The 22,214-nt window shown below is 69.6% G+C and carries 22 protein-coding genes; 14 read left to right on the top strand and 8 right to left on the bottom strand.

Translation table 11 applies throughout. The annotated features are described in order from the left end of the window. From AC1D1S_RS09725 to AC1D1S_RS09700, 6 genes are all read right to left on the bottom strand, one after another. A partial coding sequence (locus AC1D1S_RS09725) for an LLM class flavin-dependent oxidoreductase (protein WP_476994315.1) occupies positions 1 to 744 on the bottom strand: 744 nt, incomplete at its 3' end. Next, positions 741 to 1,628, bottom strand: a complete 888-nt coding sequence (locus tag AC1D1S_RS09720) for a DUF1684 domain-containing protein (RefSeq protein ID WP_476942721.1) — start codon at positions 1,626 to 1,628, stop codon at positions 741 to 743. The genes AC1D1S_RS09725 and AC1D1S_RS09720, both read right to left, overlap by 4 nt. Then, positions 1,612 to 2,772, bottom strand: coding sequence for an LLM class flavin-dependent oxidoreductase (locus AC1D1S_RS09715; protein WP_476994314.1), 1,161 nt, complete (start codon positions 2,770 to 2,772; stop codon positions 1,612 to 1,614). The genes AC1D1S_RS09720 and AC1D1S_RS09715 overlap by 17 nt, the downstream gene beginning before the upstream one ends. After that, positions 2,769 to 3,848, bottom strand: coding sequence for an ABC transporter substrate-binding protein (locus AC1D1S_RS09710; protein WP_476994313.1), 1,080 nt, complete (start codon positions 3,846 to 3,848; stop codon positions 2,769 to 2,771). The genes AC1D1S_RS09715 and AC1D1S_RS09710 overlap by 4 nt, the downstream gene beginning before the upstream one ends. Positions 3,849 to 3,856: 8 nt before the next feature. Then, positions 3,857 to 4,717: an amino acid ABC transporter ATP-binding protein gene (locus AC1D1S_RS09705; RefSeq protein WP_028275949.1), complete on the bottom strand. Its 861-nt coding sequence runs from the start codon at positions 4,715 to 4,717 to the stop codon at positions 3,857 to 3,859. After that, a complete protein-coding gene (locus tag AC1D1S_RS09700; RefSeq protein WP_459383574.1) occupies positions 4,714 to 5,811 on the bottom strand; it encodes an amino acid ABC transporter permease in 1,098 nt (365 codons plus the stop codon). The genes AC1D1S_RS09705 and AC1D1S_RS09700 overlap by 4 nt, the downstream gene beginning before the upstream one ends. Before the next feature lie 241 nt (positions 5,812 to 6,052). On the opposite strand from AC1D1S_RS09700, the gene AC1D1S_RS09695 reads away from it, so the two are divergent. The 3 genes from AC1D1S_RS09695 (at position 6,053) to AC1D1S_RS09685 (ending at position 9,318) form a co-directional block, all read left to right on the top strand. Next, on the top strand, positions 6,053 to 8,059 hold the full coding sequence (locus AC1D1S_RS09695; RefSeq protein WP_476994312.1) for an FAD/NAD(P)-binding protein: 2,007 nt from the start codon (positions 6,053 to 6,055) through the stop codon (positions 8,057 to 8,059). Beyond that, positions 8,056 to 8,661 (top strand): GNAT family N-acetyltransferase, encoded by a 606-nt coding sequence (locus tag AC1D1S_RS09690; protein WP_476942716.1) that lies wholly within the window; start codon positions 8,056 to 8,058, stop codon positions 8,659 to 8,661. Before AC1D1S_RS09695 ends, AC1D1S_RS09690 begins: the two co-directional genes overlap by 4 nt. An 81-nt stretch (positions 8,662 to 8,742) precedes the next feature. Next, entirely contained in the window at positions 8,743 to 9,318 is a 576-nt protein-coding gene (locus AC1D1S_RS09685; RefSeq protein WP_028275951.1) for a LacI family DNA-binding transcriptional regulator, read from the top strand. A gap of 6 nt (positions 9,319 to 9,324) precedes the next feature. Here the strand turns inward: AC1D1S_RS09685 and AC1D1S_RS09680 are convergent, their stop codons facing one another. Continuing rightward, positions 9,325 to 10,389 (bottom strand): bile acid:sodium symporter family protein, encoded by a 1,065-nt coding sequence (locus AC1D1S_RS09680; protein WP_028275952.1) that lies wholly within the window; start codon positions 10,387 to 10,389, stop codon positions 9,325 to 9,327. A 243-nt stretch (positions 10,390 to 10,632) separates the two neighbouring features. On the opposite strand from AC1D1S_RS09680, the gene AC1D1S_RS09675 reads away from it, so the two are divergent. Together AC1D1S_RS09675 and AC1D1S_RS09670 are read left to right on the top strand one after the other, a co-directional pair. Further along, entirely contained in the window at positions 10,633 to 12,153 is a 1,521-nt protein-coding gene (locus tag AC1D1S_RS09675) for a SulP family inorganic anion transporter (RefSeq protein WP_476994311.1), read from the top strand. Positions 12,154 to 12,279: 126 nt separating this feature from the next. Next, entirely contained in the window at positions 12,280 to 12,564 is a 285-nt protein-coding gene (locus tag AC1D1S_RS09670) for a DUF1540 domain-containing protein (RefSeq protein WP_028275954.1), read from the top strand. Positions 12,565 to 12,737: 173 nt separating this feature from the next. Here AC1D1S_RS09670 and AC1D1S_RS09665 read toward each other — a convergent pair whose 3' ends face one another. Beyond that, on the bottom strand, positions 12,738 to 13,844 hold the full coding sequence (locus AC1D1S_RS09665; protein ID WP_028275955.1) for a GTP pyrophosphokinase: 1,107 nt from the start codon (positions 13,842 to 13,844) through the stop codon (positions 12,738 to 12,740). A gap of 255 nt (positions 13,845 to 14,099) precedes the next feature. Between AC1D1S_RS09665 and AC1D1S_RS09660 the strand changes: the two genes are divergently transcribed. From AC1D1S_RS09660 to AC1D1S_RS09620, 9 genes are all read left to right on the top strand, one after another. Then, positions 14,100 to 14,897, top strand: a complete 798-nt coding sequence (locus AC1D1S_RS09660) for an alpha/beta hydrolase (RefSeq protein WP_476945481.1) — start codon at positions 14,100 to 14,102, stop codon at positions 14,895 to 14,897. Between the two features lie 194 nt (positions 14,898 to 15,091). Continuing rightward, on the top strand, positions 15,092 to 16,474 hold the full coding sequence (gene nhaA, locus AC1D1S_RS09655; RefSeq protein WP_476994310.1) for a Na+/H+ antiporter NhaA: 1,383 nt from the start codon (positions 15,092 to 15,094) through the stop codon (positions 16,472 to 16,474). 139 nt (positions 16,475 to 16,613) lie between these two features. Beyond that, complete coding sequence (locus tag AC1D1S_RS09650) at positions 16,614 to 16,916, top strand: rhodanese-like domain-containing protein (protein WP_028275958.1); 303 nt, start codon at positions 16,614 to 16,616, stop codon at positions 16,914 to 16,916. A 31-nt stretch (positions 16,917 to 16,947) separates the two neighbouring features. Continuing rightward, positions 16,948 to 18,309: an MBL fold metallo-hydrolase gene (locus tag AC1D1S_RS09645; RefSeq protein ID WP_243178279.1), complete on the top strand. Its 1,362-nt coding sequence runs from the start codon at positions 16,948 to 16,950 to the stop codon at positions 18,307 to 18,309. A gap of 102 nt (positions 18,310 to 18,411) precedes the next feature. After that, positions 18,412 to 19,365 carry a carbohydrate kinase family protein gene (locus AC1D1S_RS09640; RefSeq protein ID WP_243178280.1) on the top strand — a complete coding sequence of 318 codons (954 nt, stop codon included), beginning with the start codon at positions 18,412 to 18,414 and terminating at the stop codon, positions 19,363 to 19,365. Between the two features lie 13 nt (positions 19,366 to 19,378). Then, positions 19,379 to 19,891: a YbhB/YbcL family Raf kinase inhibitor-like protein gene (locus AC1D1S_RS09635; RefSeq protein ID WP_243178281.1), complete on the top strand. Its 513-nt coding sequence runs from the start codon at positions 19,379 to 19,381 to the stop codon at positions 19,889 to 19,891. Positions 19,892 to 20,069: 178 nt separating this feature from the next. Then, entirely contained in the window at positions 20,070 to 20,888 is an 819-nt protein-coding gene (locus AC1D1S_RS09630; RefSeq protein WP_243178282.1) for an HAD family hydrolase, read from the top strand. Between the two features lie 213 nt (positions 20,889 to 21,101). After that, complete coding sequence (locus AC1D1S_RS09625; protein ID WP_243178283.1) at positions 21,102 to 21,365, top strand: hypothetical protein; 264 nt, start codon at positions 21,102 to 21,104, stop codon at positions 21,363 to 21,365. Between the two features lie 115 nt (positions 21,366 to 21,480). Then, positions 21,481 to 22,214: glycerophosphodiester phosphodiesterase family protein (locus AC1D1S_RS09620; RefSeq protein WP_476994309.1), on the top strand; the 734-nt coding region annotated here is incomplete at its 3' end.

The raw sequence follows: 22,214 nt of genomic DNA, 5'->3' as shown, positions 1-22,214 counted from the left end.
GAGCCCGGGCGTCGGGGCCGAGACCAGGAGCGCGTCGGCTGCCCCGGCCGCGACGGCCTCCGCGGTGAGGAGCCCGGCCGGGGCCAGTACGGGCAGCTGGCCCTGGGGCGGCCGCGGAATGATCGACGGACCCTTGACGGAATAGCTGCCGTTTTCGACGTCGATGTAATGCAGCTTGTCGACGTCGAGGTAGCGCCCGGTGGGGACGTCGCGGATCACGGCGTTGTCCTCCCAGGAGTCCCAGAGCCTGCGGCTGACCTCGATCGAATCGGCGGCCTCGCGGGAGAGCCGGTCCCCGCGCACGGTGTCGCGTCCGACGGCGGCGGCATCGGCCGCGCTTGATGAAGCGGCTACCAGCCAGCCGGCCCGTCCGCCGGACACGTAGTCGAGGCTGGCGAGCTGGGTGGAGATGTGGAACGGCTCGGTGTAGGCGGTGTCCACTTCCGGAATCAGGGCGAGGGAGCGGGTCACGGGGCCGGCGAACGCGGCGCGCTGCAGGGCGTTGAGCCGGGCCGCGGCGTCCGGGTGCCCGGGGGCCGGCAGGCCGGGGTCGGAAAACGTCGCCGCGTGGAACCCGGCGGACTCGGCGGCGAGCACGGCGCCGCGGAGGTGTTCCGGGCCCAGCACGGCTGCCGGGGCCGTGCGGGAAACCCGCCACGCGGCCGGGTGGCTGCCGGCACCTTCGAGCTCCAGCAGGAGGAGGCCGTGTTCGCGGGGCCCGTCCTGGGCGGGATGGCTGCTCATGATGCGTCCTGTCGTTCGTAGGGGATCTGTTCGCCGGCCTCGATGGGCACCGGCAGGCGGTTCTCCGCCGGCGGCAGCGGGCACGTGGCGAGGTCCGTGTAGGCGCACGGCAGGTTCACCGCCCGGTTGAAGTCGAGCCAGACCGTGCCGTCGGGGCCCGGAGCCGCCACGGTGAGCGAGCGGTTGGCCGCGTAGGTGCTCTTGCCCGAGGTCGCGTCCGTGAAAAGCACGGACAGCGTGCCCGGAGCGTGGCCGTTGAAGGCGGTGAGGCTCAGGTCCTTGCCGCGGAGCCGGAAGCGGATTTCCCCCGGGGCTTCGTAGACGTGGTGGATTCCTTCGACCGCCGCGCCCACCGTGGTGGGCCGCGGTTCGGCGAACGGCACAAATATTCCTGAAATGGCATATTCGATGCTGGGGGCGTAGGCGGGGGTGCCGCGGTAGCCGGTGAGCAGCGGGTTCAGGGGATGCCGCGGCCGCACGACATAGCGGCCGCCGCGCTTGGCGAGCTCGATCACGGTATGGCCGGCGCCGGCATCCTCCACCCGCAGATTCAGGCCATCGCGCTCGGGGATAGGGCCGAGGAGCACGGTAGCTCCGGTTCCGTCCGCGTTCAGATCCTGCCCGTCGCGAAGGACGCGTTCGCCTGCCCCCAAAGCCAGGCGGACGACGTCGTCCTCGACGCTCCAGGTGCCCGGCGCACCGTCCAGCCGGGCGGGTGAGCACTCGAGCCAGTGCAGGTGGGTGACGGCGAGGAAGCCGTGGGGGCTGGCGCGGTGGCGTTCGTGCGCGGCATGCCAGTCCGCCCAGGCGGCTTCGAATTCCAGGTCGGGGTGGCGGTCGGGACGAAGGTCAGGACGGCCGTCGGTGTCAGTGGGCGTGGACATGGGAACTCCCGTGGTGGTTGTGGTCGGCTGTGACGCGGGCGGCGGCGTCGGTCTCAGTAGTGCCGGCGAATGCCGGCCGGCCGGCGTACGGGTCGCCGTCGCCCCAGAGCGTGGTGGGCGCGGCGGCGCGGACGGCCGGAATGACTTCCAGGGCGAAGCGCTCCAGAATTTCCAGCTGCTGGGCGAAGGGCAGCGTGGTGGGCAGCGAGATGGACTGCAGGTCGTGTCCGTAGAGCGCGTGGTAGCTGAGGATCTTGTCGATCACCCGCTCCGGGCTGCCCACCAGAGCCGGACCGTCGGCGACGGCGTGGTCGATGTCCCGGTAGGGGGAGTTGTTGCCGGGAACGTTCCGGCCGGTCGTGAGGGCCTCGTAGACCGGGCCGAACTGCCGCTTGGCCTCCTGCGTGGTGTCCGCGATGAACACCCCGCCCGCGCCCGATCCGGAGCCCAGGTACTGGTGCCGGGGATCGTGGCCGTGCCGTGCGTATTCCTCGCGGTAGTGGTCAATGAGCACCTTGTAGTTTTCCCGCGGCTGGATCGCGTTGGCCGTGAACAGCGGATCGCCCCACTGCGCGGCGAGGGCCGCCGAGGCCAGGCTGGTGGCGGAGCCGTGCCAGACCCGCGGCGCCCCGGCGAACGGCCGCGGCGTCGTGGTGGTGGGCTCCGTCAGCGCGGCCCGGAACCTCCCGGACCACGTGACGTTTTCCTCGGTCCAAAGCCGGCGGAGCACGGCATATTTCTCTGCGAGGAGCTCCCACTGGTCCGCCAGGTCCAGGCCGAACAACGGGTACTGCAGCACCTCATTGCCTTTGCCGATCACCAGTTCCAGCCGCCCGCGGCTGAGCTGGTCGATCGTGGCGTAGTCTTCCGCGACCCGCACCGGGTCCAGCACGGACAGCACCGTCACACCGCTCTGCAGCCGGATCTTGGTGGTCACCGCGGCGATGGCGGCGAGCACGGTGGTGGGGGAGGAGGAGATGAACTCACCCGCGTGGCGTTCCCCGACGGAGAAGCTGTCGTAGCCGAGCTCCTCCGCCCGGCGCGCGGTCTCCACCACCTGGTTGAGCCGGTCCGCGGTGGAGACGATCTCCCCGGTGACCGGGTTCTTCAGGTGCGGGATGATGTCGAGGACCTGGAACCTCACTGTGTTTTCCCTGTCTGGGTTTTCCCTGTCTGTGCTTTCCCTGAAGGGGCTGTCCCGAAGTTGGCCTCAGTGACGGTCGTGGACTCGGGAAGGGCTTCCTCGGAGAGTCCCCAGCGGTCCAGGACCTTGGCGTAGGAGCCGTCCTTGATGGCGGAGTTCAGGGCGTCCGTGATGGCCGGGGCCAGGCCGTTGCCCTTGAGCGTGGTGGCCGCGACCAGGGTCTCGGACGGCCAGCCGGCGTTGACCTTGCCCACCACCTTGAGGTCGTCGCGGGTGTTTTCCCGGTACGTGACGGACGGGTAGGGCGCGAGGTTCAGGTCAGTGCGGCCGGAGGACAGGGCCAGGATGGTGTCGGCGTCGGAGGAGTAGTACTGCAGCACCGCGGGTGCCTTGCCCTTGGCCTCGAGCTCTTTGTTCCAGGCGATCAGGATCTTCTCCTGGTTGGTGCCCGAGCCCACCGAGATCTTCAGCCCGGAGATGTCGTCGGAGCCCTTGATGTTGTAGCCGGAGCTCTTCTTGGCCTCGAAGCCCATGTACGCGGCGCGGTAGCTGGAGAAGTCGAAGAGCTTCACCCGGGCGGCGTTGATGCCCACATTGGAGAACACGGCCTCGAAGTCACCGGACTGGGTCTTCAACGGCCAGTTCTCCCAGGAGGTCACCTGGACGTCCAGGTCCAGGCCCAGCTTGTCCGCGACCAGCTGGGCCAGGTCCACTTCCACGCCGATCGGGGTCTTGTCGTCCGTGGCGTGGAAGGACAGCGGAATCGCGCCCGCCGTCGTCGCGACGGTCAGCTTGCCGTCCTTGCCGATCAGCGCCGGGACCTTCGCGGCCAGGGCGGCGTCCTTCTCCGCCCGGATCCGCTGCTGGTCCGGCGAGGTGTTGTAGACGACGCCGTTGCGCGCCGCCGTCGTCGCCGGCTGCCCGCCGGAAGCCGCGGAGGCGCCGGGATCCGCGCAGCCACTCAGGGCCAGGGTGCCGGACAGGGTGCCGATGAGGACGACGGCGGGAAGCGCCGCACGCGTCCGCCGGGGACCAGTACTCGCGCGGGCGGTGCGGGGGGCGGAGCTGATTGCCATGGGGTTCCTTAGATGTTGAAAGCGGGTTCGATGACTTTGGAGAAGAAGCTCCGGGTGCGAACTTCGCGCGGGTTGGTGAAAATTTCCTGGGGGGTGCCTTGCTCGACGATCTGGCCCTGGTCCATGAACACCACCGTGTCGGCGACGTCGCGGGCGAAGCCCATCTCATGCGTGACGATGATCAGCGTGGTGCCGGACTTGGCCAGCCCGCGGATGACGTCCAGGACCTCGTTGACCAGTTCCGGGTCCAGGGCCGACGTGGGCTCGTCGAAGAGCAGGATCTTCGGGTCCAGGGCAAGCGCCCGGGCGATCGCGACGCGCTGCTGCTGGCCGCCGGACAGCTGGCGCGGGTAGGCGCCGGCACGGTCCTTCAGGCCCACGCGGTCCAGCAGTTCCAGCCCGCGGTCGCGGGCCTCGGCCTTGGAGAGCCGGGGTTTTCCGGCCCGCGGCGCGACGATCGGTGCCTCGGTGACGTTTTCCAGCGCGGTCAGGTGCGGGAAGAGGTTGAAGTTCTGGAACACCATGCCGATCTCGGTGCGCTGCTTCAGGATTTCCTTTTCGCGCAACTCGTGGAGCCTGCGCCCGCGGACCGCGTAGCCCACCAGCGTGCCGTCGATCGCGATGAACCCGGCGTCGACCTTTTCGAGGTGGTTGATGGTGCGCAGGAGGGTGGATTTGCCGGATCCGGACGGTCCGACGATCACGGCGACACCCCCGGGCTCGACCGTCAGCGTGATGCCCTTGAGGACTTCCGCGGCGCCGAAGGACTTGCGGACCTTCGTGATCTCGACGAGGCCGCGGGTTGTTACGGCGTCCGTGGCAGCGGCCGCGGACGGGGTCTGGGTGGTCGTACGGAGTGCGGTGCTCATCGGGTGCCCCTTTCCTGGTTCGATTCCCGGGCGGCGGGCGTATGGACGGCGAGGAATTTGCGGGCCTTCTGCAGCGGCGTCAGGGGCAGCGTACGGACCGCGCCCTTGGAGTAGTGCCGCTCGATGTAGTACTGGAAGACGCTCAGGACCGAGGTGATGACGACGTACCAGAGCGTGGCCACGAGCAGCAGCGGCAGGACCTGCTGGGTGCGGTTGTAAATGACCTGGACGGTGTAGAAAAGCTCGGAATAGGCCAGGACGTAAACGATTGAGGTGCCCTTGACCAGGCCGATCACCTCGTTGAAGGCGGTGGGCAGGATGGCCCGCATGGCCTGGGGCAGGACGATCCTGGTGGAACGCCGCCAGGCCGGAATGCCCAGGGCGGTTGCGGCCTCGAGCTGGCCCTGGTCCACGGACAGGATGCCGCCGCGGATGATCTCGGCGGAGTAGGCGGCCTGGTTCAGGGTCAGGCCGAGGACTGCCGCGGCGAACTGGCTGATCAGGGTGGTGGTCTGCGCCTCAAAGAAGCGCACGTCCGTGAAGGGGAGCCCCAAGGTGATTTTCTCGTAGAGGTAGCCCAGGTTGTACCAGAGCAGCATCTGCACCAGCAGCGGCGTGGAGCGGAAAATCCAGGAGAACGTCCAGGAGACGGAGACCAGCAGGGGCGACGCGGAGAGCCGCATCAGCGCCAGGATGAAACCCAGGATGAAGCCTAGCGCCCCGGAGATCGCCGTCAGCTTCAGGGTCTCCAGCAGGCCGTTCACGATCGACTGCGCGGTAAACCACTGCGCCACCACGCCCCACTCCCAGCGCGGGTTGGTGGCCAGCGACCAGGCAATGCCGGCCACGCCCACGGCGACGACGGCGGTGCCCACCCAGCGCCACGGGTGGCGGGCCGGGACCAGCCGGTAGTCGGCGTAGTCGGTGGCGGCCTTGCGGCCCACCGAACCGGAGCCGACCGTTCCGGCCGGTGCGGTCTCGCCGGCGGGTGCGGGCCCTGCGGCCCGGACCTCCGGGGTCTCAGGTGCGGATTCGATGCCGGCGGACGCCGGCTCCGGGGCGGACTGTGCCACCGGGGTTGCTGTTGAACTCATGCGCCACCTCGCTTCTTCCAGTTGCTGTGGGGGTAGTTGGCTGCCAATCTAGGGCCGTGCGAAATCGCGCGGCAAGGCGGCAGGTTGCATACGTTCACGCAGGTTCGCACGGCGTCACAYGACGAATTCTTGCCTCGATTTACGCCGCGTTACGCGGGGTGAACGGCCGTGACCGGCGCCTCGACCGGCTCCATTTCGGGTGCCTAGCATGAGGGCTCCGCACCCGAGCCAGGAGACCGTCATGCCAGTGAATGCCCCGTCCGTGGTCCTCATCGGCGGCGGCCCGCGCGCGGCCGGGCTGTTGGAACGGCTCGCGGCCAACCGGCCGGAGCTGCTCGACGGCGCCCTGCAGATCCACGTCGTGGAGCCGCACACCCCGGGTGCCGGCAGGATCTGGCGTTACGAGCAGCATCCCGGGCTGATGCTCAACTCCGCGGCGGCGGACGTCACGATGTTCACGGATGCCTCCGTCCAATGCGAGGGACCCGCGGTCGACGGCCCCGGCCTGGCAAAGTGGGCCGCCGGGGTCCTGGACGGGTCCATCGCGGATGTTCCGGAGCTGCCGGCGGAACTCCGGCGCCAGCTGGCCGACCTCACCGGTGCCACCTTCCCCACCCGGCAGATGCAGAGTGTCTACCTGGAATGGTTCTTCCGTCGCTCCGTCGCCGCCCTCGGACCGGACACCACCGTCACCGTGCACCGGGACACGGCGTCCGCCGTCGAGCCGGTGCAGCATGTAGCCGAACAGGGTCCGGAACGCTACCGCGTCCGACTGGCCGGCGGCGCGGTGCTGCACGCCGACGTCGTAATCGCCTCCCTGGGGCACGCGGATTCGCTGCCCGATGCGGAGTCTGCGGCGTGGGCCGGTTTTGCCGCCCGGCACGGCGCGTTCCACGCGGCGCCCAGCTACACCACCGACGTCGACTACTCACCCCTCGCCGCGGGCCAGGACGTGATTGTCTCCGGCATGGGCCTGGCCTTCGTGGACCTGCTGGTCCTGCTCATGGAGGGCCGCGGCGGCAGGTTCGAGGAGCTGCCAGGCGGCGCCCTGCGCTACGTGCCCTCCGGTACCGAGCCGCGGCTGTGGGCCGGCTCCCGCCGCGGCGTGCCCTACCACTCCAAGATCACGTCCGCCCTGCGCGGCGACGCGGCGGGCGAGCCGGCGTTCTTYACSGCMGACGCCGTCGCGGCGCTGCTGGAYGSGCCCGGCGAGSTGGACTTCCGCGCCCAGCTGTGGCCCCTGATCGCCAAGGACGCCGGCTACGCGTACTACCGCGAGCTGTTCACCGGTTACTCGGAACGGGTCCGGACCGGCTGGCAGGAATTCGCCGAACGGTTCGCCGCCGCGGACTGGTACAGCCAGGAGCGCCGGCGGCTCGTCGCCGGGTCCGTCCCGGACGCAGGGCTCCACCTGGACCTCGAACGGCTGGACCATCCCTTCGCCGGCCGCGTCTTCGCCGGCCACGCAGACTTCCAGTCGGCGGCGGCAGCGTACATTGGCCGCGACCTTGAGCTGCGCACCGGGCCGGACCATTCGGAAACCCTGGCCCTGTTCACTTCCTTGCTGAAGTCCTACATGGACCTGGGCCGGCTGGTGCCCTCCGAGCGGCTGAACGCGCGGTCGCAGCGGGAGGTCCAGGGCTGGTGGCACGGCTTCTTCAGCTTCGTCGATTCCGGGCCGCCGCCGCGCAGGCTGCGGGAGATGCTGGCGATCCACCGGGCCGGGCTGCTGCAGTTCATTGGCCCGGGGCTGGAGATCGAGGCCGCGGAGCACGCGGGCCGGTTCGTCGCCCGCTCGGCCCAGTCCGGGATCAGCGTGTCAGCGGCGGCCCTGATCGAGGCCCGGCTCCCGGCGCCGTCGGTGGCCCGCTCCGCGAACCCGCTGCTGCGCCAGCTGCACGCCTCCGGGCTCGGCACCGAACAGCAGCTCCTCACTGCCGACGGCACGCACGCGACCGGACGGCTCCTGGTGTCCGCCCACAACGAGCTCATCAGCCCGGTGGGGGAGCGGCGCGAGCGGCTGTTCGGCGTCGGGCCCGGTACTTCCGGCTGGGGCGCCGGCGCCTTCGCCCGGCCCGGCACCAACGCCGCGCCGTTCCGCGAAAACGATGCCCTGGCCCGGCGCGTCCTGAACCTGCTGGCGAAGCCCAACAACGGGCCGGCCGACAGCGGCCTGGCCAACAACGATCAAACGGACGCCGGCCGGGCGGTGCCGCAGGCCGCCGCCGGCGGAAAGGACCCGTCATGACCCCGCCCCCACTACACACCCCACCCGTGGACACCCCGCCCGTGGACACCGCCGCGCTGACGGTCCTCAATCTGCCCATGAGCGATCCCAGGGTCCGTCCGCTCCTGGATGAGCTCGCGCTCGAATACGACACCCGCTACGGCAACCTCTTCGGCCGCGGGGCCGCCGCGGAGGAACTCAACCGCTACCCGGCCGAGGAATTCGCCGCGCCGGGCGGGGCCCTGCTGATTGTGCGCGAGAACGGCGAATCCGTGGCCGGCGGCGCGTTCCGCCGGCACGGCCCGCAGACCGCCGAGTTCAAGCGGATCTGGACGCATTCGGCGCACCGCCGCCGCGGACTGGCCCGGTTTGTCCTTGCCGAGCTGGAGGCGCTGGCCGGCCATCGCGGCTACCGGAAGGTCTACCTGACAACCGGCCCGCGCCAGCCGGAAGCGAAACGCCTTTACCTGAGCACCGGTTACGAGGCACAGTTCGATCTCTCCGCCGACCCGGAAACCATCGGGCCGCTGGCATTCACCAAGGACCTGCCCGCCGCAAACCCCGCCGCAAACCTCGCCGCGCTGCTTGGTCGGCGTGGGCCGGGAACCGGTGCTTCGGGCTAGAGTTCACACGGGGGGTCTGCCCTGAAACAACGTATTAACGAGCCGCCGCGGACCCGGCGGAGAAACAGCCGGGAGTCATCAGTGCGGCCTGGATCCAAGCCCACCATCCGCGATGTCGCGCAGACGGCCGGGGTCTCCCTGACCACCGTCTCCTATGTGCTCTCCGGCCGCTCCGGCGGTACCACCCGGATCAGCGAGGCCACCCAGGACCGGGTGCACGCCGCGGTCCGCGAACTTGGCTATGTGGCCAACAGCGCCGCCCGGGGAATGCGCCGGGGCCGGACGGAGCTGGTGGCCGTGGCCGTACCGGACCTCGAGCAGCCCCGGGACAGGGCCATCGCCACGGTGCTGGCCAGGATCCTGCCGGAGCACGGCTACCAGTCGGTCATCCTGCTGGGCGGGAACTGGCGGCAGTTCATGCTCTCCGGCGGAGCCGACGGCGTGATCCACACCAGCGCGCCGGAGGCGGACAACGATTCCGGGGCCACGGCAGAGCTCGCCGGCCGCGGCACGCCCCACGTGCTCATCACGGACGACGCCGGGCCCGGCAGCCCTGGTGTCCAGGGCGGACACGAGGTGGTCCCCGCCGGAACGGACACCCCCGAGATCCTGGCCGGGCGCGCCGTCACTCGGCTGCTGGCACAGTTGCGGGGTTAGGACCCTTTAGGCCTTCAGCGCGGCGGCCGGTGCCGTGTCCCGCGTTGCGGTTTCCTGGGTTGCGGCCTCCCGGAGGGGACGCCGGGCCAGCCACGCGGCCACGATCGCGCCGGAGACGTTGTGCCACAGGGAGAAGACCGCAGACGGCAGCGCCGCCAGCGCGCCGAAGTGCGCGGTGGCGAGGGTGGCGGCCAGGCCGGAATTCTGCATCCCGACCTCGAAGGCGAGGGCCCTGCGCGCCTTGTCATCCAGGCGCCCCAGCTTGCCGGCCAGGTAGCCCAGGCCCAGGCCGAAGCCGTTGTGCAGCACCACGGCGAGGAACACGATGCCGCCCGCGGCGACGATCTTGCTGGCGCTGCCGGCCACGACAATCGCGACGATCAGGGAAATCACGACGGCCGAGGCCCACGGCAGCGCGGGCAGGACCTTGGCCACGAGCTTCTTGAGGAAGAGGCGGGCCAGCAGGCCGGCGATGACCGGCAGGAGGACGGTCTTGACGATGTCCTGGACCATGCCCCCGGCGTCGATGTTCAGGTACGAGCCGGCCAGGAACAGCACCAGCAGCGGCGTCACGATCGGCGCGATCAGGGTGGACACGGAGGCGACGGCCACGGACAGGGCGACGTCGCCCTTGGCGAGGAACGCCATCACGTTGGAGGCGGTGCCCGACGGCGCGCAGCCCACCAGGATCAGGCCCACCGCAAGCTCCGGCTCGAGGTGGAGGCCGACGGCGATCAGCCAGCCGGCCCCCGGCATGATGACGTAGTGCGCCACGATTCCCAGGGCCACGGCCCAGGGGCGCTTGGCCACCGACGCGAAATCGGGCGGCGTCAGCGTCAGGCCCATGCAGAACATGATGATGCCCAGCAGGAAGGGCACGCTGGGGGCGAGGGGTTTGAACGCGCCGGGGAGCAGGAAGCCGGCGAGGCCGGCCACCACCACAAGGACCGGGAAGACCGTCACCGCGATGCGGGCAATCTTTGCCTCGGCGGCGAGGGCGGGATTGGCCGGGACGTCGGCGGCAGTGCCTGCGTCCCGGGCAGTATTCGGAGTTTTAGTTGCCTCAAGCATCCAAGAATGGTGCCACCGGCGTCCACGGGGTGGCCACTTCGTGACCACCTGTCAGACAAATATGTCAGATTTTTAGGCCGCCGTGCGGGCGGGAATCGGACGGGTAGGGTTCATTGCGTGGGTGAGCCCGAAAAGGCGAACTCCCCACCCCGGCGCGACGCAGCGCCCCACCTTCCCTGAATTCTGCACATTCTTTGACATCTGGCGGCCGTTGGGCCTCCTTGACCACGAACGGAGCCAGCGATGGCCACCAGTATCGACGCGCAGGCCCCGGCCGCCACGCCTGCACAACTGCAATCGGTCCGAGGCGCCTTGACGTCCCCGCGACGGCTCAAGACCGAGGTTTTGGGCGGCCTCGTGGTGGCACTGGCGCTGATTCCTGAGGCGATCGCCTTCTCGATCATCGCCGGCGTGGACCCGAGGATCGGGCTCTTCGCGTCCTTCACGATGGCAGTGACCATCGCCTTCGTCGGCGGCCGTCCGGCGATGATTTCGGCGGCCACCGGCGCTGTCGCCCTGGTAATCGCCCCACTGGTGAAGTCCCACGGACTGGATTACCTTGTGGCGGCGGTGATTCTGACCGGCATTTTCCAGATCGTGCTGGGCCTCTCCGGGGTGGCGAAACTGATGCGGTTCATCCCCCGCCCGGTCATGGTGGGGTTTGTGAACGCCCTGGCCATCCTGATCTTTCTGTCGCAGGTGCCCGAGCTGATCGGCGTACCCTGGCTGGTCTACCCGCTTACCGCGCTGGGCCTGCTGGTCGTCTTCGGCCTGCCCAGGCTCACCAAAGCCGTCCCCGCACCCCTCGTGGCCATTGTGGCCCTGACGCTCATTACGGTGACGGCCGCCGTCGTCGTTCCCACTGTGGGGGACAAGGGTGCACTGCCGGACTCGCTGCCCTCTTTGTCACTGCCCAACGTGCCGTTCACACTCGAAACGTTGCAGGTCATCTTCCCGTTCGCGCTGGCCATGGCCTTCGTGGGCCTGCTCGAATCCCTCATGACCGCGAAGCTCGTGGATGACATCACGGACACGGGTTCAGCCAAGACCCGCGAGGCCTGGGGGCAGGGTGTCGCGAACATTGTCACCGGCATCTTCGGCGGCATGGGCGGCTGCGCCATGATCGGCCAGACCATGATCAACGTCAAAGCCTCCGGCGCCCGGACCCGGATCTCCACCCTTCTGGCCGGCGTCTTCCTGCTCATCCTCGTGGTGGCACTCGGAGACATTGTGTCCCTCATCCCGATGGCCGCGCTCGTGGCCGTCATGATTTTCGTATCAGTCGCCACCTTTGACTGGCACAGCATCCGGCCCGCCACCCTCAAGGCGCTGCCCAAGAGCGAAACCGCCGTCATGGCAGTGACGGTGGCGGTCACCGTTGCCACGCACAATCTGGCAACCGGCGTCGGGGTCGGCGTACTCGTCGCGATGGTCCTGTTCGCCAGGCGGGTGGCCCACTTCGTCACCGTCGAGCGCACGGTGACGGAGCACGACGGCGGCCGGGCCACGTATCGCGTGGACGGCGAGCTGTTCTTCGCCTCCGCGAATGACCTCTACACCCAGTTCGAGTACGCACTGGACCCCGAACGCGTCGTCATCGACATGCGCGACTCCCACCTGTGGGACACCTCCACGATCGCCGCTTTGGATGCCATCACGGAGAAGTACCGGCAGCACGGCAAGAGCGTCGACGTCGTGGGCCTGAACCAGGCCAGCGCCCTGATGCGCGAACGCCTGGCCGGCAAGCTCGGCGCGGGGAACTGACGGGAAGGCGCGACCGGTCGGGCCGGTATTAGGTCACACGTTTGGGTCTTTTTGTTTGCCTTGGTGCGGCCTAGCGTGGATTTACGGCGCCGCCCGTCCGGGTGGCCGGAGCATGGAGGAAATCCAATGACGACGCACGTAGCCGACTGCAGCGTGAGCAATTGCTCCTTCAATGACCACTCGCACTGCAACGCGGCCGCCATTACCGTCGGCGGCGCCGCAGACCATGCCTCCTGCGCGACCTTCATCGACATCGGTGTGCACGGCGGGCTCCCCAAGGTGCTGGCCGACGTCGGCGCCTGCCAGCGTTCGGAGTGCACCCACAACGACCATCTGATGTGCAAGGCGCCCGAAGTTCACGTGGGCCCGGGCGTCGACAACGCCGACTGCCTCACCTACGCCCACACGTAGCCGCACCCGCCGTCCGCGTCCATCGACCATCCGCCCCGCTGGCGCTGAAATTCCCCACCTTTGGTCGCCGCACCCGGCGTGTCGGGGCGGACCGCCGGTGAGGCCCGGCGTCGCTGGTTCAAAGGTGGGGAGAATCGGTGGTGGCAGAGGGCACCCGCGGAGGCAGGCGCGCGCTAGCCCTGGGTGAGCCGGTACCGTTCGATCTGCTTGAGCCGGCGCAGGAGGCTGTCGCGCCGGGGGTGCGGGACGGCGTCGGCCGGCTCGGCGGTGAGCTCGATGTGTTCGGTGCCGTACTGCCACAGCAGCAGGTCATCGAGGAGCCGGTCCGGGCCGGGGGAGTAGCGGTGGTCCAGGGCCTTGCGGACCTCGGTGATCCGGTTGGCGCTAAGCAGCCCGGCGAGCTGCATGGTCTGGTTGAGGCCGTGGGCGGCCATGAGCTCCGCGGCCCAGCCCCAGTCGTCGTCGACCTTCCGGTCCACGTGCGGCAGCAGGGTCCGCCAGACGTCGCGGATCCGGTTGGGCGTCAGCTGCGCGGCACCCTCACCGTCCATGTCCCAGTAGCCGCGGACCTCCTCGTAGCGTTCGTGCAGGTCCGAGAACGCGCTCTCCACGGTCTCCAGCATGGCGGCCGTCGCGGTGAACTGGCGGTCGAAGTGCGGGGTCCACGCCCGCGGGTCCTCGGCCTTGAACCGGATGTCGTGCTCGATCTCGCTCCAGGCGTGGGCGAAGACGGTCCGGATTTGGCACTCGAAGAAGTAGCTGCCGTTCGGCGGGACGTCCGGGTTGAAGGCCAGCTGGTAGTCCTTGACGGCCTCGTTCTGGATGGTCCGCAGGATCAGGTGCCGGCTGGAGTAGCCGTATGTGCCGGACTCGATCGAGCCGATGTCCTTTTCCCGGTCCCCCCGGCAGTCAAAGAGCTGGCGCTGGCGCTTGATCAGATTCGCCACCACCGCGTTTTCCGCCGGCAGCTTGGTGATCACACGGATTCCCACCATGTCATTCAGGGTCCGGAACGGGTCCGGGAACTTCAGCACAGGTGGCCCGCCCGGCTCCAGCGGTTCTTCCGTGCGGGAGATCTTCTCGCGGAAGGATTCAACGGTCTTGGTGCGTCCGGTGACGAACAACGGCGTGACTTCGGTGTCCTTGAGCATGGTCCGCAGTGTGAGCAGGACCTCCCGGGTGACCAGCTTCAGGGCAGGCCGGACCCGCTCGTACAACTCCACGTTCTCCTGCACGGAATCGCGCAGGCTCACGTCCAAACGGTCCCAGTTGCTCGCCATGGATCCAGCTTACGGCGCACCACCGACACCGGCCCGCAGGCTGGCACCGCCGGGCACGCCCGCAGGCAAGGGCAGCGCAGCAGGCATGGGAGCGGTCCGGCATGCGAGGGGTCCGGCCTGCGCTGGGCCGCTTGGTGCCCAAGGTAGGCTCAACACATGGCTGAAATGCGGCGGCGAACTATGATCGCGGCCGCAGCGGCGGTGACTCTGGGGGCAGTCTCCGCCGCCTGTTCACCGGGCCCCAAGGAGGACGCTGTGAAGAGGCACAAGTACCAATATGGCGAGGACCCCAGCCAGTGGGGTGAGCTCTTCCTCCCGGATGTTGCCGCGCCCAAGGGTGTGGTGGTGGTGATCCATGGCGGGTACTGGCGTTCGCAGTACGGCGCAGAACTGGGGGAGCCCCTTGCCAAGGACCTCGCCGCGCACGGCATGGCAGCCTGGAACCTGGAGTACCGGCGGGCCGGCAATGGCGGAGGCTGGCCCAACACGTTCGCCGACGTCCTGGCCGGAATCGACAAGCTCGGTGAACTGGCCGAAGAGCACGGGCTGGGACTGGACCGCGTGGTGGCCCTGGGCCACTCGGCAGGCGGCCACCTCGCCGTCTGGGCGGCGGGACGCCGCCGGCTCGCGGGGCTTGGTGCCCCGGACGCGGACCGCCAGCTGACGCGTCGGGGCGACGACGACGGCGCGGTGCAGCTCACCGGCGTCGTCAGCCAGTCGGGGGTACTTAACCTCGCGGCCGCCGAGCGGCTCAACCTCAGCAACGGCGCCGTCAGCAACTTCCTGGGTGGCTCGTCGGAGAAATATCCCAAACGGCATAAATTTGCGGACCCCATGAGTGCGGTGCCGCTGGGCGTGCCCGTATATGCCGTTCACGGCACGGAGGACGATACCGTGCCGGTAAGCCAGTCCGAGACCTACACCGGAGCAGCCAAGGCGGCCGGTGCGCCGGTCCAGCTGCTCAAGGTCCCGGGCGACCACTTCGCGCTCATCGATCCGAAGGCACCCGCGTACCGGAAATGCCGTGAACTCGTGCAGCAGCTGCTGGTCTGAAACCCGGACGTCGCCAGGCGCCCGCCTGCCCGCCCGGCGCCCGCCCGGCGACCTGCCAGGCCTGCCGCCCGGCCGGGAGGGGGTCCCGGTGTCCCTGACGGCATCCCCTGGCCGGCGAAAGCGAATAGACTGGAGCGCAGGTGCGCCGGGAAGTCTGGTCGGCATAGTTCCGTCGACCCCATTTTGAGGATCCCATGAGCGCCCTGCCCCCTTCGCCAACACCCTCTTCACCAACACCGCCCCCTCCTTCGCCGCCCCGCCTCACCATTTTCGGCCGGGGCAGCTATGCCGAGGCCCTGCGGATCGGCGAGATCCTCCGCAAGGAAACCGTGGGCGGCGCCCTGCTGGTCGCCGCGGCGATGGTGGCCCTTATCTGGGCCAACTCCCCGGCCTCGGAGAGTTACTTCGCGCTGCGCGACTTCACCATCGGCTACGCGCCCTGGCATCTGGACCTGAGCCTGGGCGCGTGGGCCGCCGACGGCCTGCTGGCCATCTTCTTCTTCCTGGTGGGGCTCGAACTCAAGCGCGAGTTCGTTGCCGGCGACCTGCGCCAGCCGAGCAAATCCGTGGTTCCGGTGGCCGCCGCCGTTGGCGGTGTGGCCGTTCCGGCACTCATCTACGCGGCCATTAACCTCTCCGGTCCCGAAACGCTGCACGGCTGGGCCATTCCCACCGCCACCGACATCGCCTTCGCCGTCGCGGTGCTGGCGCTCATCGGTTCCCACCTGCCCAGTGCGCTGCGGATCTTCCTGCTGACCCTCGCCGTCGTCGACGACCTCCTGGCCATCGCCATCATCGCGATCTTCTACACCAGCGATCTCCACCCCGAGCCGTTCCTGCTGGCCCTGCTCCCGCTGGGCCTCTACACGTTCCTGGCGCACAAATACCGGCGGTTCTTCGGCACGCACGCAGCCGCAGCCTGGGTGATCCTGCTGCCGCTCGGCTTCGCGACGTGGGCCCTCGTGCACGCATCAGGCATCCACGCCACCGTGGCCGGGGTCCTGCTCGGATTTGCCATTCCCGTCAAACGTTCGAAGGCCAGCGGCGGCCCTGAAGCCGGCCCGGGCCTGGCGGAGATTTTCGAACACCGGTTCCGCCCCATCTCGGCCGGGATCGCCGTCCCGGTCTTCGCGTTCTTTTCCGCCGGGGTGGCCATAGGCGGCTGGCAGGGCCTCGGCGCCGCCCTGACGGACCCCGTGGCGGTGGGCATCATCGTGGCGCTGGTTGCCGGAAAGCCGGCGGGGATCCTCGGCACCACATGGCTCATCACCAAAGTCACGCGGGCACGCCTGGACGCGTCCTTCAAGTGGATCGACGTCTTCGGCCTCGCCATCCTCGCCGGCATCGGTTTCACGGTCTCGCTGCTGCTTGCCGAGTTGAGCTTCGGCCAGGGCACTGCGCACGAAGACCACGCGAAGGTAGGGATCCTCGCGGCCTCACTGCTCGCCGCGCTCCTCGCCACCACGGTGCTCCGCACACGCAACCACCAGTACCGGCGTGCGGAGGAGGCGGAACAGGTCGACTCGGACCACGACGGCATCCCGGACGTCTACCAGCAGGACCGCCCCGCAAGCTAGGTTGGCAGGCCAGGCCGACGGGCTATATTTGGGGTGTGGCGGGAGGGGCCGTCCGGAGGGTCAATGATACCCCAAGGGGTATCATGATTGAGCTGGAATACGCGCGCCGGGCCGTCCGGCGCCCGCGAAAGGAACAGGCATGAAGAGCATTTCCGTCAAGGACCTGGCCGCCCTGGGCGACGCCACCGAAATCGTCGATGTCCGCGAGGAAGACGAATACGTCGCCGTCCGCGTTCCCGGCGCCCGGAGCATCCCGCTCTCACGGTTCGTCCAGTCCCTCGCCGAGGTCCCGGCCAGCGGCACCGTCTACGTCATGTGCGCCGCCGGGGGCCGCAGTGCCCAGGCCGCCACCTACCTGGAGGACCAGGGATACGACGCCGTCAACGTCACCGGCGGGATCATGAAGTGGCAGGACGAGGGACACCCCGTCAACCGGGGCTGACCTTCAAGGGGCTGACCGCACCGGAGGGACCATGGAAGTCATCGTCATCGAGACCCCGCAGCTCGGGGACCGCAGCTACCTGGTCCACGACGGCTCGGTGGCGCTGGCGATCGACCCGCAGCGCGACACGGACCGCATCGAGGCGGCCGCCCGTGACGCCGGGGTAGCCATCACGCACGTGGCCGAAACGCACATGCACAATGACTACATCACCGGCGGGCTGATCCTGGCCCGCGCCCACGGCGCCAGCTATCTCGTCAACGCCGCCGACGCCGTCGGGTTCGAGCGCACTCCCATCACGGACGGCCAAACAGTCCGCGTGGGCTCGCTTACCGTCAAGGCGGTCGCCACGCCCGGCCACACGCATACCCACCTGTCGTTCATCGTGGACGACGGCGGGAAGCAGGCTGTCTTCTCGGGCGGCAGCCTCCTGTATGGCTCGGTGGGCCGCACGGACCTTGTCGCCGAGGCGGACACGGTTGGCTTGACCCACGACCAGTACGCTTCGGTCCGTCGCCTCGCCGCCGAGGCCGGCCCTGACGCGGCGCTGTTCCCGACCCACGGATTCGGCTCGTTCTGCTCCTCCGGACCCGCCAGCGGTGCCCGGTCCTCCACCATCGGCGAGCAGCTTGCCGCCAACCACGCCCTAACGGACCCCGATGAGGACCACTTCGTCCGCCAACTCATCGCCAACCTCACGGACCACCCCTCCTACTACGCGCACATGAGTCCGGCCAATGTCCGGGGCCCGGGCCCTGCCGAGCTGGCCGTTCCGGCATCGCTCGATGCCGCCGAACTCACCCGGCGCCTGGCCGGCGGCGAGTGGGTGGTGGACCTGCGCCGGCGCGTGGCGTTCGCCAACAGCCACCTCAAGGGCAGCGTCAGTTTTGAGTATGGCGCCGGCTCCAGTTTCACCACCTATCTCGGCTGGGTGCTGCCGTGGCGCGAACCGCTGACCCTGGTGGGCTCGCGGGAAGACGTTGAGAACGCCATCCGCGACCTCTCCCGGATCGGCATCGAATCCCCCGACGCCGCGCTCGGTTCCGAGCCGCACGCCCTCGCCCCGCAGGCCGGGCTCGCCTCCTACCCGCGCGTGGGCTGGGACGGCGTGCTCGCCGGCCGGGCGCCTGAGGACACCGTCCTGGACGTGCGCCGGGCCGACGAATTCGCCGCCGCCCGTGTGGTGGGCGCGGTCAACGTGCCGCTGCACGAGCTGTTGCTGCGCCTCGGGGACATTCCCGCCGGGAAACTCTGGGTGCACTGCGGTTCCGGGTACCGTGCCGGGGTCGCCGCCAGCCTCCTGCAGCGGGCAGGCCGGGACGTGGTCCACATCGATGCCAGGTTTGCCCACGCCGCGTCCGCCGGGATCGTGCTGGACACCACCGCGGCCTGAGCGCCTGCGGCCCGGGAGCGCCGGCAGTGACGCCGGCACGGCGGAAACGGGAGGCGGGCGCAACACACGGCACCGGAGGGCATTCTCTGGCAGAGTATGGTCATGCTCACAGTTATTGGCGAGGGGCTGGTTGATGTAGTCCAGCGGTCCTCCGGCGTCCAGGCCCATGTCGGCGGCAGCCCCCTCAACGTGGCCGTGGGGCTGGCGCGGCTGGACCATCCGGTCCAGTTCATCGGCCGCTACGGCCGCGATGCGTATGGTGAGGCCCTCGCCGCGCACCTGAAGTCGAGTTCCGTGCTGCTCCCGGTGGGACCCGATGAGCTGCCCACCAGTGTGGCCGCCGCCCTGATCGACGACGCCGGCGCCGCCACGTACACGTTCGACCTCGCCTGGGAGCTTCCCGGCGTCGCGGCGCGCCTGCCGTTCCTGCTCCAGGGAACCACACTGCTGCATACCGGTTCGATCGCCACCATGCTGGCGCCGGGCGCCGCCGATGTGTTTGCCGCCGTCGAGCGCGCCCACCCGTCCGCCACCATCAGCTTCGACCCCAATTGCCGTCCCAGCATCATCCCGGACGTGGACTACGCCCGCGGGCAGGCCGAAAAGTTCGTGCGCCTCGCCGACGTTGTGAAGGCCTCCGACGAGGACCTCGAATGGCTCTACCCGGGCGTGGACCCGCTGGACTCGGCCCGCCGCTGGCAGGCGATAGGCGGCTCCGAAGGGCCGGCAATGGTGGTGGTGACCCGCGGCAGCAAGGGGCCCTGGGGTATCAACGCCGCAGGTGAGGCGCAGTTCCCCGCCCCCGAGATCAACGTTGCGGACACAGTCGGCGCCGGCGACTCCTTCATGGCCGCGCTCCTGTCCGGCGTGGTGGATCTGGGCCTGGACGGGGCACAAAACCGCAAGGGCCTGCGCGAACTCTCCGCCGAAAGCCTCCGCGATGTCCTCGCCCATGCCTCCCGGGCAGCGGCGGTCACCGTGTCCCGCGCCGGCGCGAACCCGCCCACGCGCGCGGAGCTGGCACGGATGGAAATGGGGGCCCAGCCCCTGCAGTGAGTGAAAGGCAGCCATGACACGCCACGATGTTCCGGTGTTCCCCGTCCGCAGTGAATCCTTCGCGGAGGGCCAGACGCTCCCGGCTGCCCAGCGCAGCGGCAAAATGCGCGCCGGCGGCCGGGACGAATCCCCGCAGCTGAGCTGGAGCGGCGCCCCGGCCGGCACCAAGGGCTACGCGGTGACGATGTTCGACCCCGACGCCCCGGGGCGCGGCGGCTTCTGGCACTGGGCCGTGCTGGACGTCCCCGCCGACGTCACCTCGTTGCCGGCAGGAGCGGGCGCAGAGGGCGGCAGGCTCCTTCCCCCGGGCGCCATCCAGTTGAAGAACGACGGCGGGTTCCACGGCTATCTGGGCGCCGCGCCGCCTCCCGGACACGGGCCGCACCGGTATGTCATCACCGTCCACGCGCTCGACATCGCACCTTCCGGACTCAACGAGCACACCGCTCCGGGCAGCCTGGAAGCGAAGCTGTCGCAGCACACCCTGGGCCGCGGCACGCTCACCGGCATCTTCGAACGCCACTGAGCCCGCCTCCGCCGAGCTCGACGTCGCCCCGCCTGCCCGCCCGCCGCCACCTGCCGCCGTCGAACTCGCCGGAAACTCCCCAGTTCGCCGTGATTGTCCGGCGAACCCGACGCGGTCCGGCGAACTCGGCGAATGCCTCCGCGAGGGCCTGCCGCCCCGGCGCACGTAGACTGGCACTATGCGGCTGGTAGCAAGTGACATTGACGGAACGATCCTCGGCCATGACGGCAAAATCAGCGACCGGACCGTCCGCGCGTTCCACGCCTGCCGCGACGCCGGGCTGGAACTGGTGTTCGTCACCGGACGGCCGCCGCGCTGGCTCCACCCCCTGCAGGACCAGCTGGGGCATACCGGAACGGTCATCTGCTCCAACGGCGCGGTCGTGTGGGACCTCGAGGCGGACCGCCTGCTCTCGGCGCGGACACTGGACCTCGACGCCATGTTCGAGGTCCGCCGCATCATCAAGCGCTTGCGTCCGTCGGCGCTGTTTGCCGCCGAAACCCTGACGGGCTTCCATCTGGAACCGGGCTTTATCCAAAACGGCTCGAGCGAACTGCTCGGGGAATTCACCCCGGCCCCGCTGCACACCACCCTCACCGAGGGGGACGCCGTGGCGAAGTTCCTGGCCATTGTCCGGGAGGGCACCGCCGACGAGTTCCTGGCCGAGGTGACGCCCGCCGTCGCCCATCTGGCCGCCGCGACGCACTCGGCGCCGAACATGGCCCTCCTCGAGCTGTCTCTGCCAGGCGTGAACAAGGCCGTGGCCCTGGCTGAATATGCGTCGTCCCTCGGCATCGGCGCCGCGGACGTGGTGGCATTCGGGGACATGCCCAACGACATCGAGATGCTTCGCTGGGCCGGGCACGGCTACGCGATGGCCAGCGGCCACCCGGAAGCGATCCGGGCCGCCGGCCGGCAGGCCCCGCACTTCGACGACGACGGCGTTGCCCAAATCCTCGAGGCCAAGCTCGCCGAACTCGGCGTCCGGCTGCCCTAAAACCCCGGCCCCGGCCCAGGTCCCCACGCCCGCACCCGGCGCCCGCCCACGTCCCCGCACCCGCGGCCCGGTTCACGCGCCCGCCCACGTCCCCGCACCGGTCGCCCGGTTCCCGGCGGACACCGGATTCCCAGCTCGCTGTCAACTGGCGTTCACCTTGGCCTCCTAGGCTGAAAGCTCGCGACGAAACGTTTGACCGAGAATGGGGACATCATGGCCAGGCACCGCATCAACAACACGGACGAACAACCCCTGCACCCGGTGGAACCGGACCGGCACTGGCGGCAGCTGCGCCAGGGCGACCGCGTCAGCGTCCGGCTCGCCCCGGGCGTTGAGGCCGGTGGGCTTGTGGACGCCGTGACGGCGGACCACAGCGTGGTCTGGGTCGACCTCGACGGCGGCCGCGGCCGCACGCTGCTGCACTGCAGCGACGGCGTCGAAATCCGCCAGCAGGCTGCTGACACCCCGTCCCGCTGAGGCCGCTGACCCGGCCCCGCTGACCTGGCACCGATGGGCCCGAGCCGCCAGTGCCGGGCCGCAAGCCCCGGTCGAACCCGGTCCCGGCGGCCCAAGGCTCGGGTACGCTTCAGGAGTGACTGACCTGCACCCCTACTTTGCCCCTCGCGGGGATCGCGACGGCGGCCCGGCGGGCGCCGCCACCCCGGCCCCGGGCGGTTCCCGGGCGCCGCTGGCGCTGGCCCACCGGGGCTTTTCGCTGGACGGGCTGGAGAACTCGATGGCCGCGTTCCGAGCTGCCGTCGACCTCGGGTTCCGGTATCTGGAGACGGACGTGCACACCACGGCCGACGGCGTGTTGGTGCTCTTCCACGACAAGACCCTGGACCGGATCACAGAGGGCCGGGGCCAAATCGCGGACCTTCCGGCCTCAACCGTGGCCCGGGCCAGGATCGGCGGGACCGAACCGATCCCGCGGTTCGATGAGTTGATCGCTGCCTTCCCGGACGTCCGGCTCAATATTGACGTCAAGGACTGGAACTCAGTGGGCACCCTGGCCTCGGCGATCGAACGCCACGGATTGCACGACCGCGTGCTGGTGGCCAGTTTCTCGGACCGGCGGCGCCGGGCAGTGCTGAAGCAGCTGAGCCGTCCCGCCGCGAGCTCGGCCGGCATCGTGTCCAACGCCGTGTTCGTCCTGCTGGGCCCCGTGCTGCCGACGCCGTTGATGTCTGCCGTGGTGCGCCGGTCACTGCGCGGAGTCCACGCCCTGCAGGTTCCCGTCCGCTACGTTGCGGTGCCGTTGGTGACGCCGGGTTTTATCCGGCGGGAACACGGGCACGGGCTGCAGGTCCTTGTGTGGACAGTCAA

This window comes from Arthrobacter sp. P1_A5 (assembly GCF_056406825.1).
Note: the sequence above shows the minus strand (reverse complement) of the source record. Positions and strands in the feature narration are given on the sequence as shown.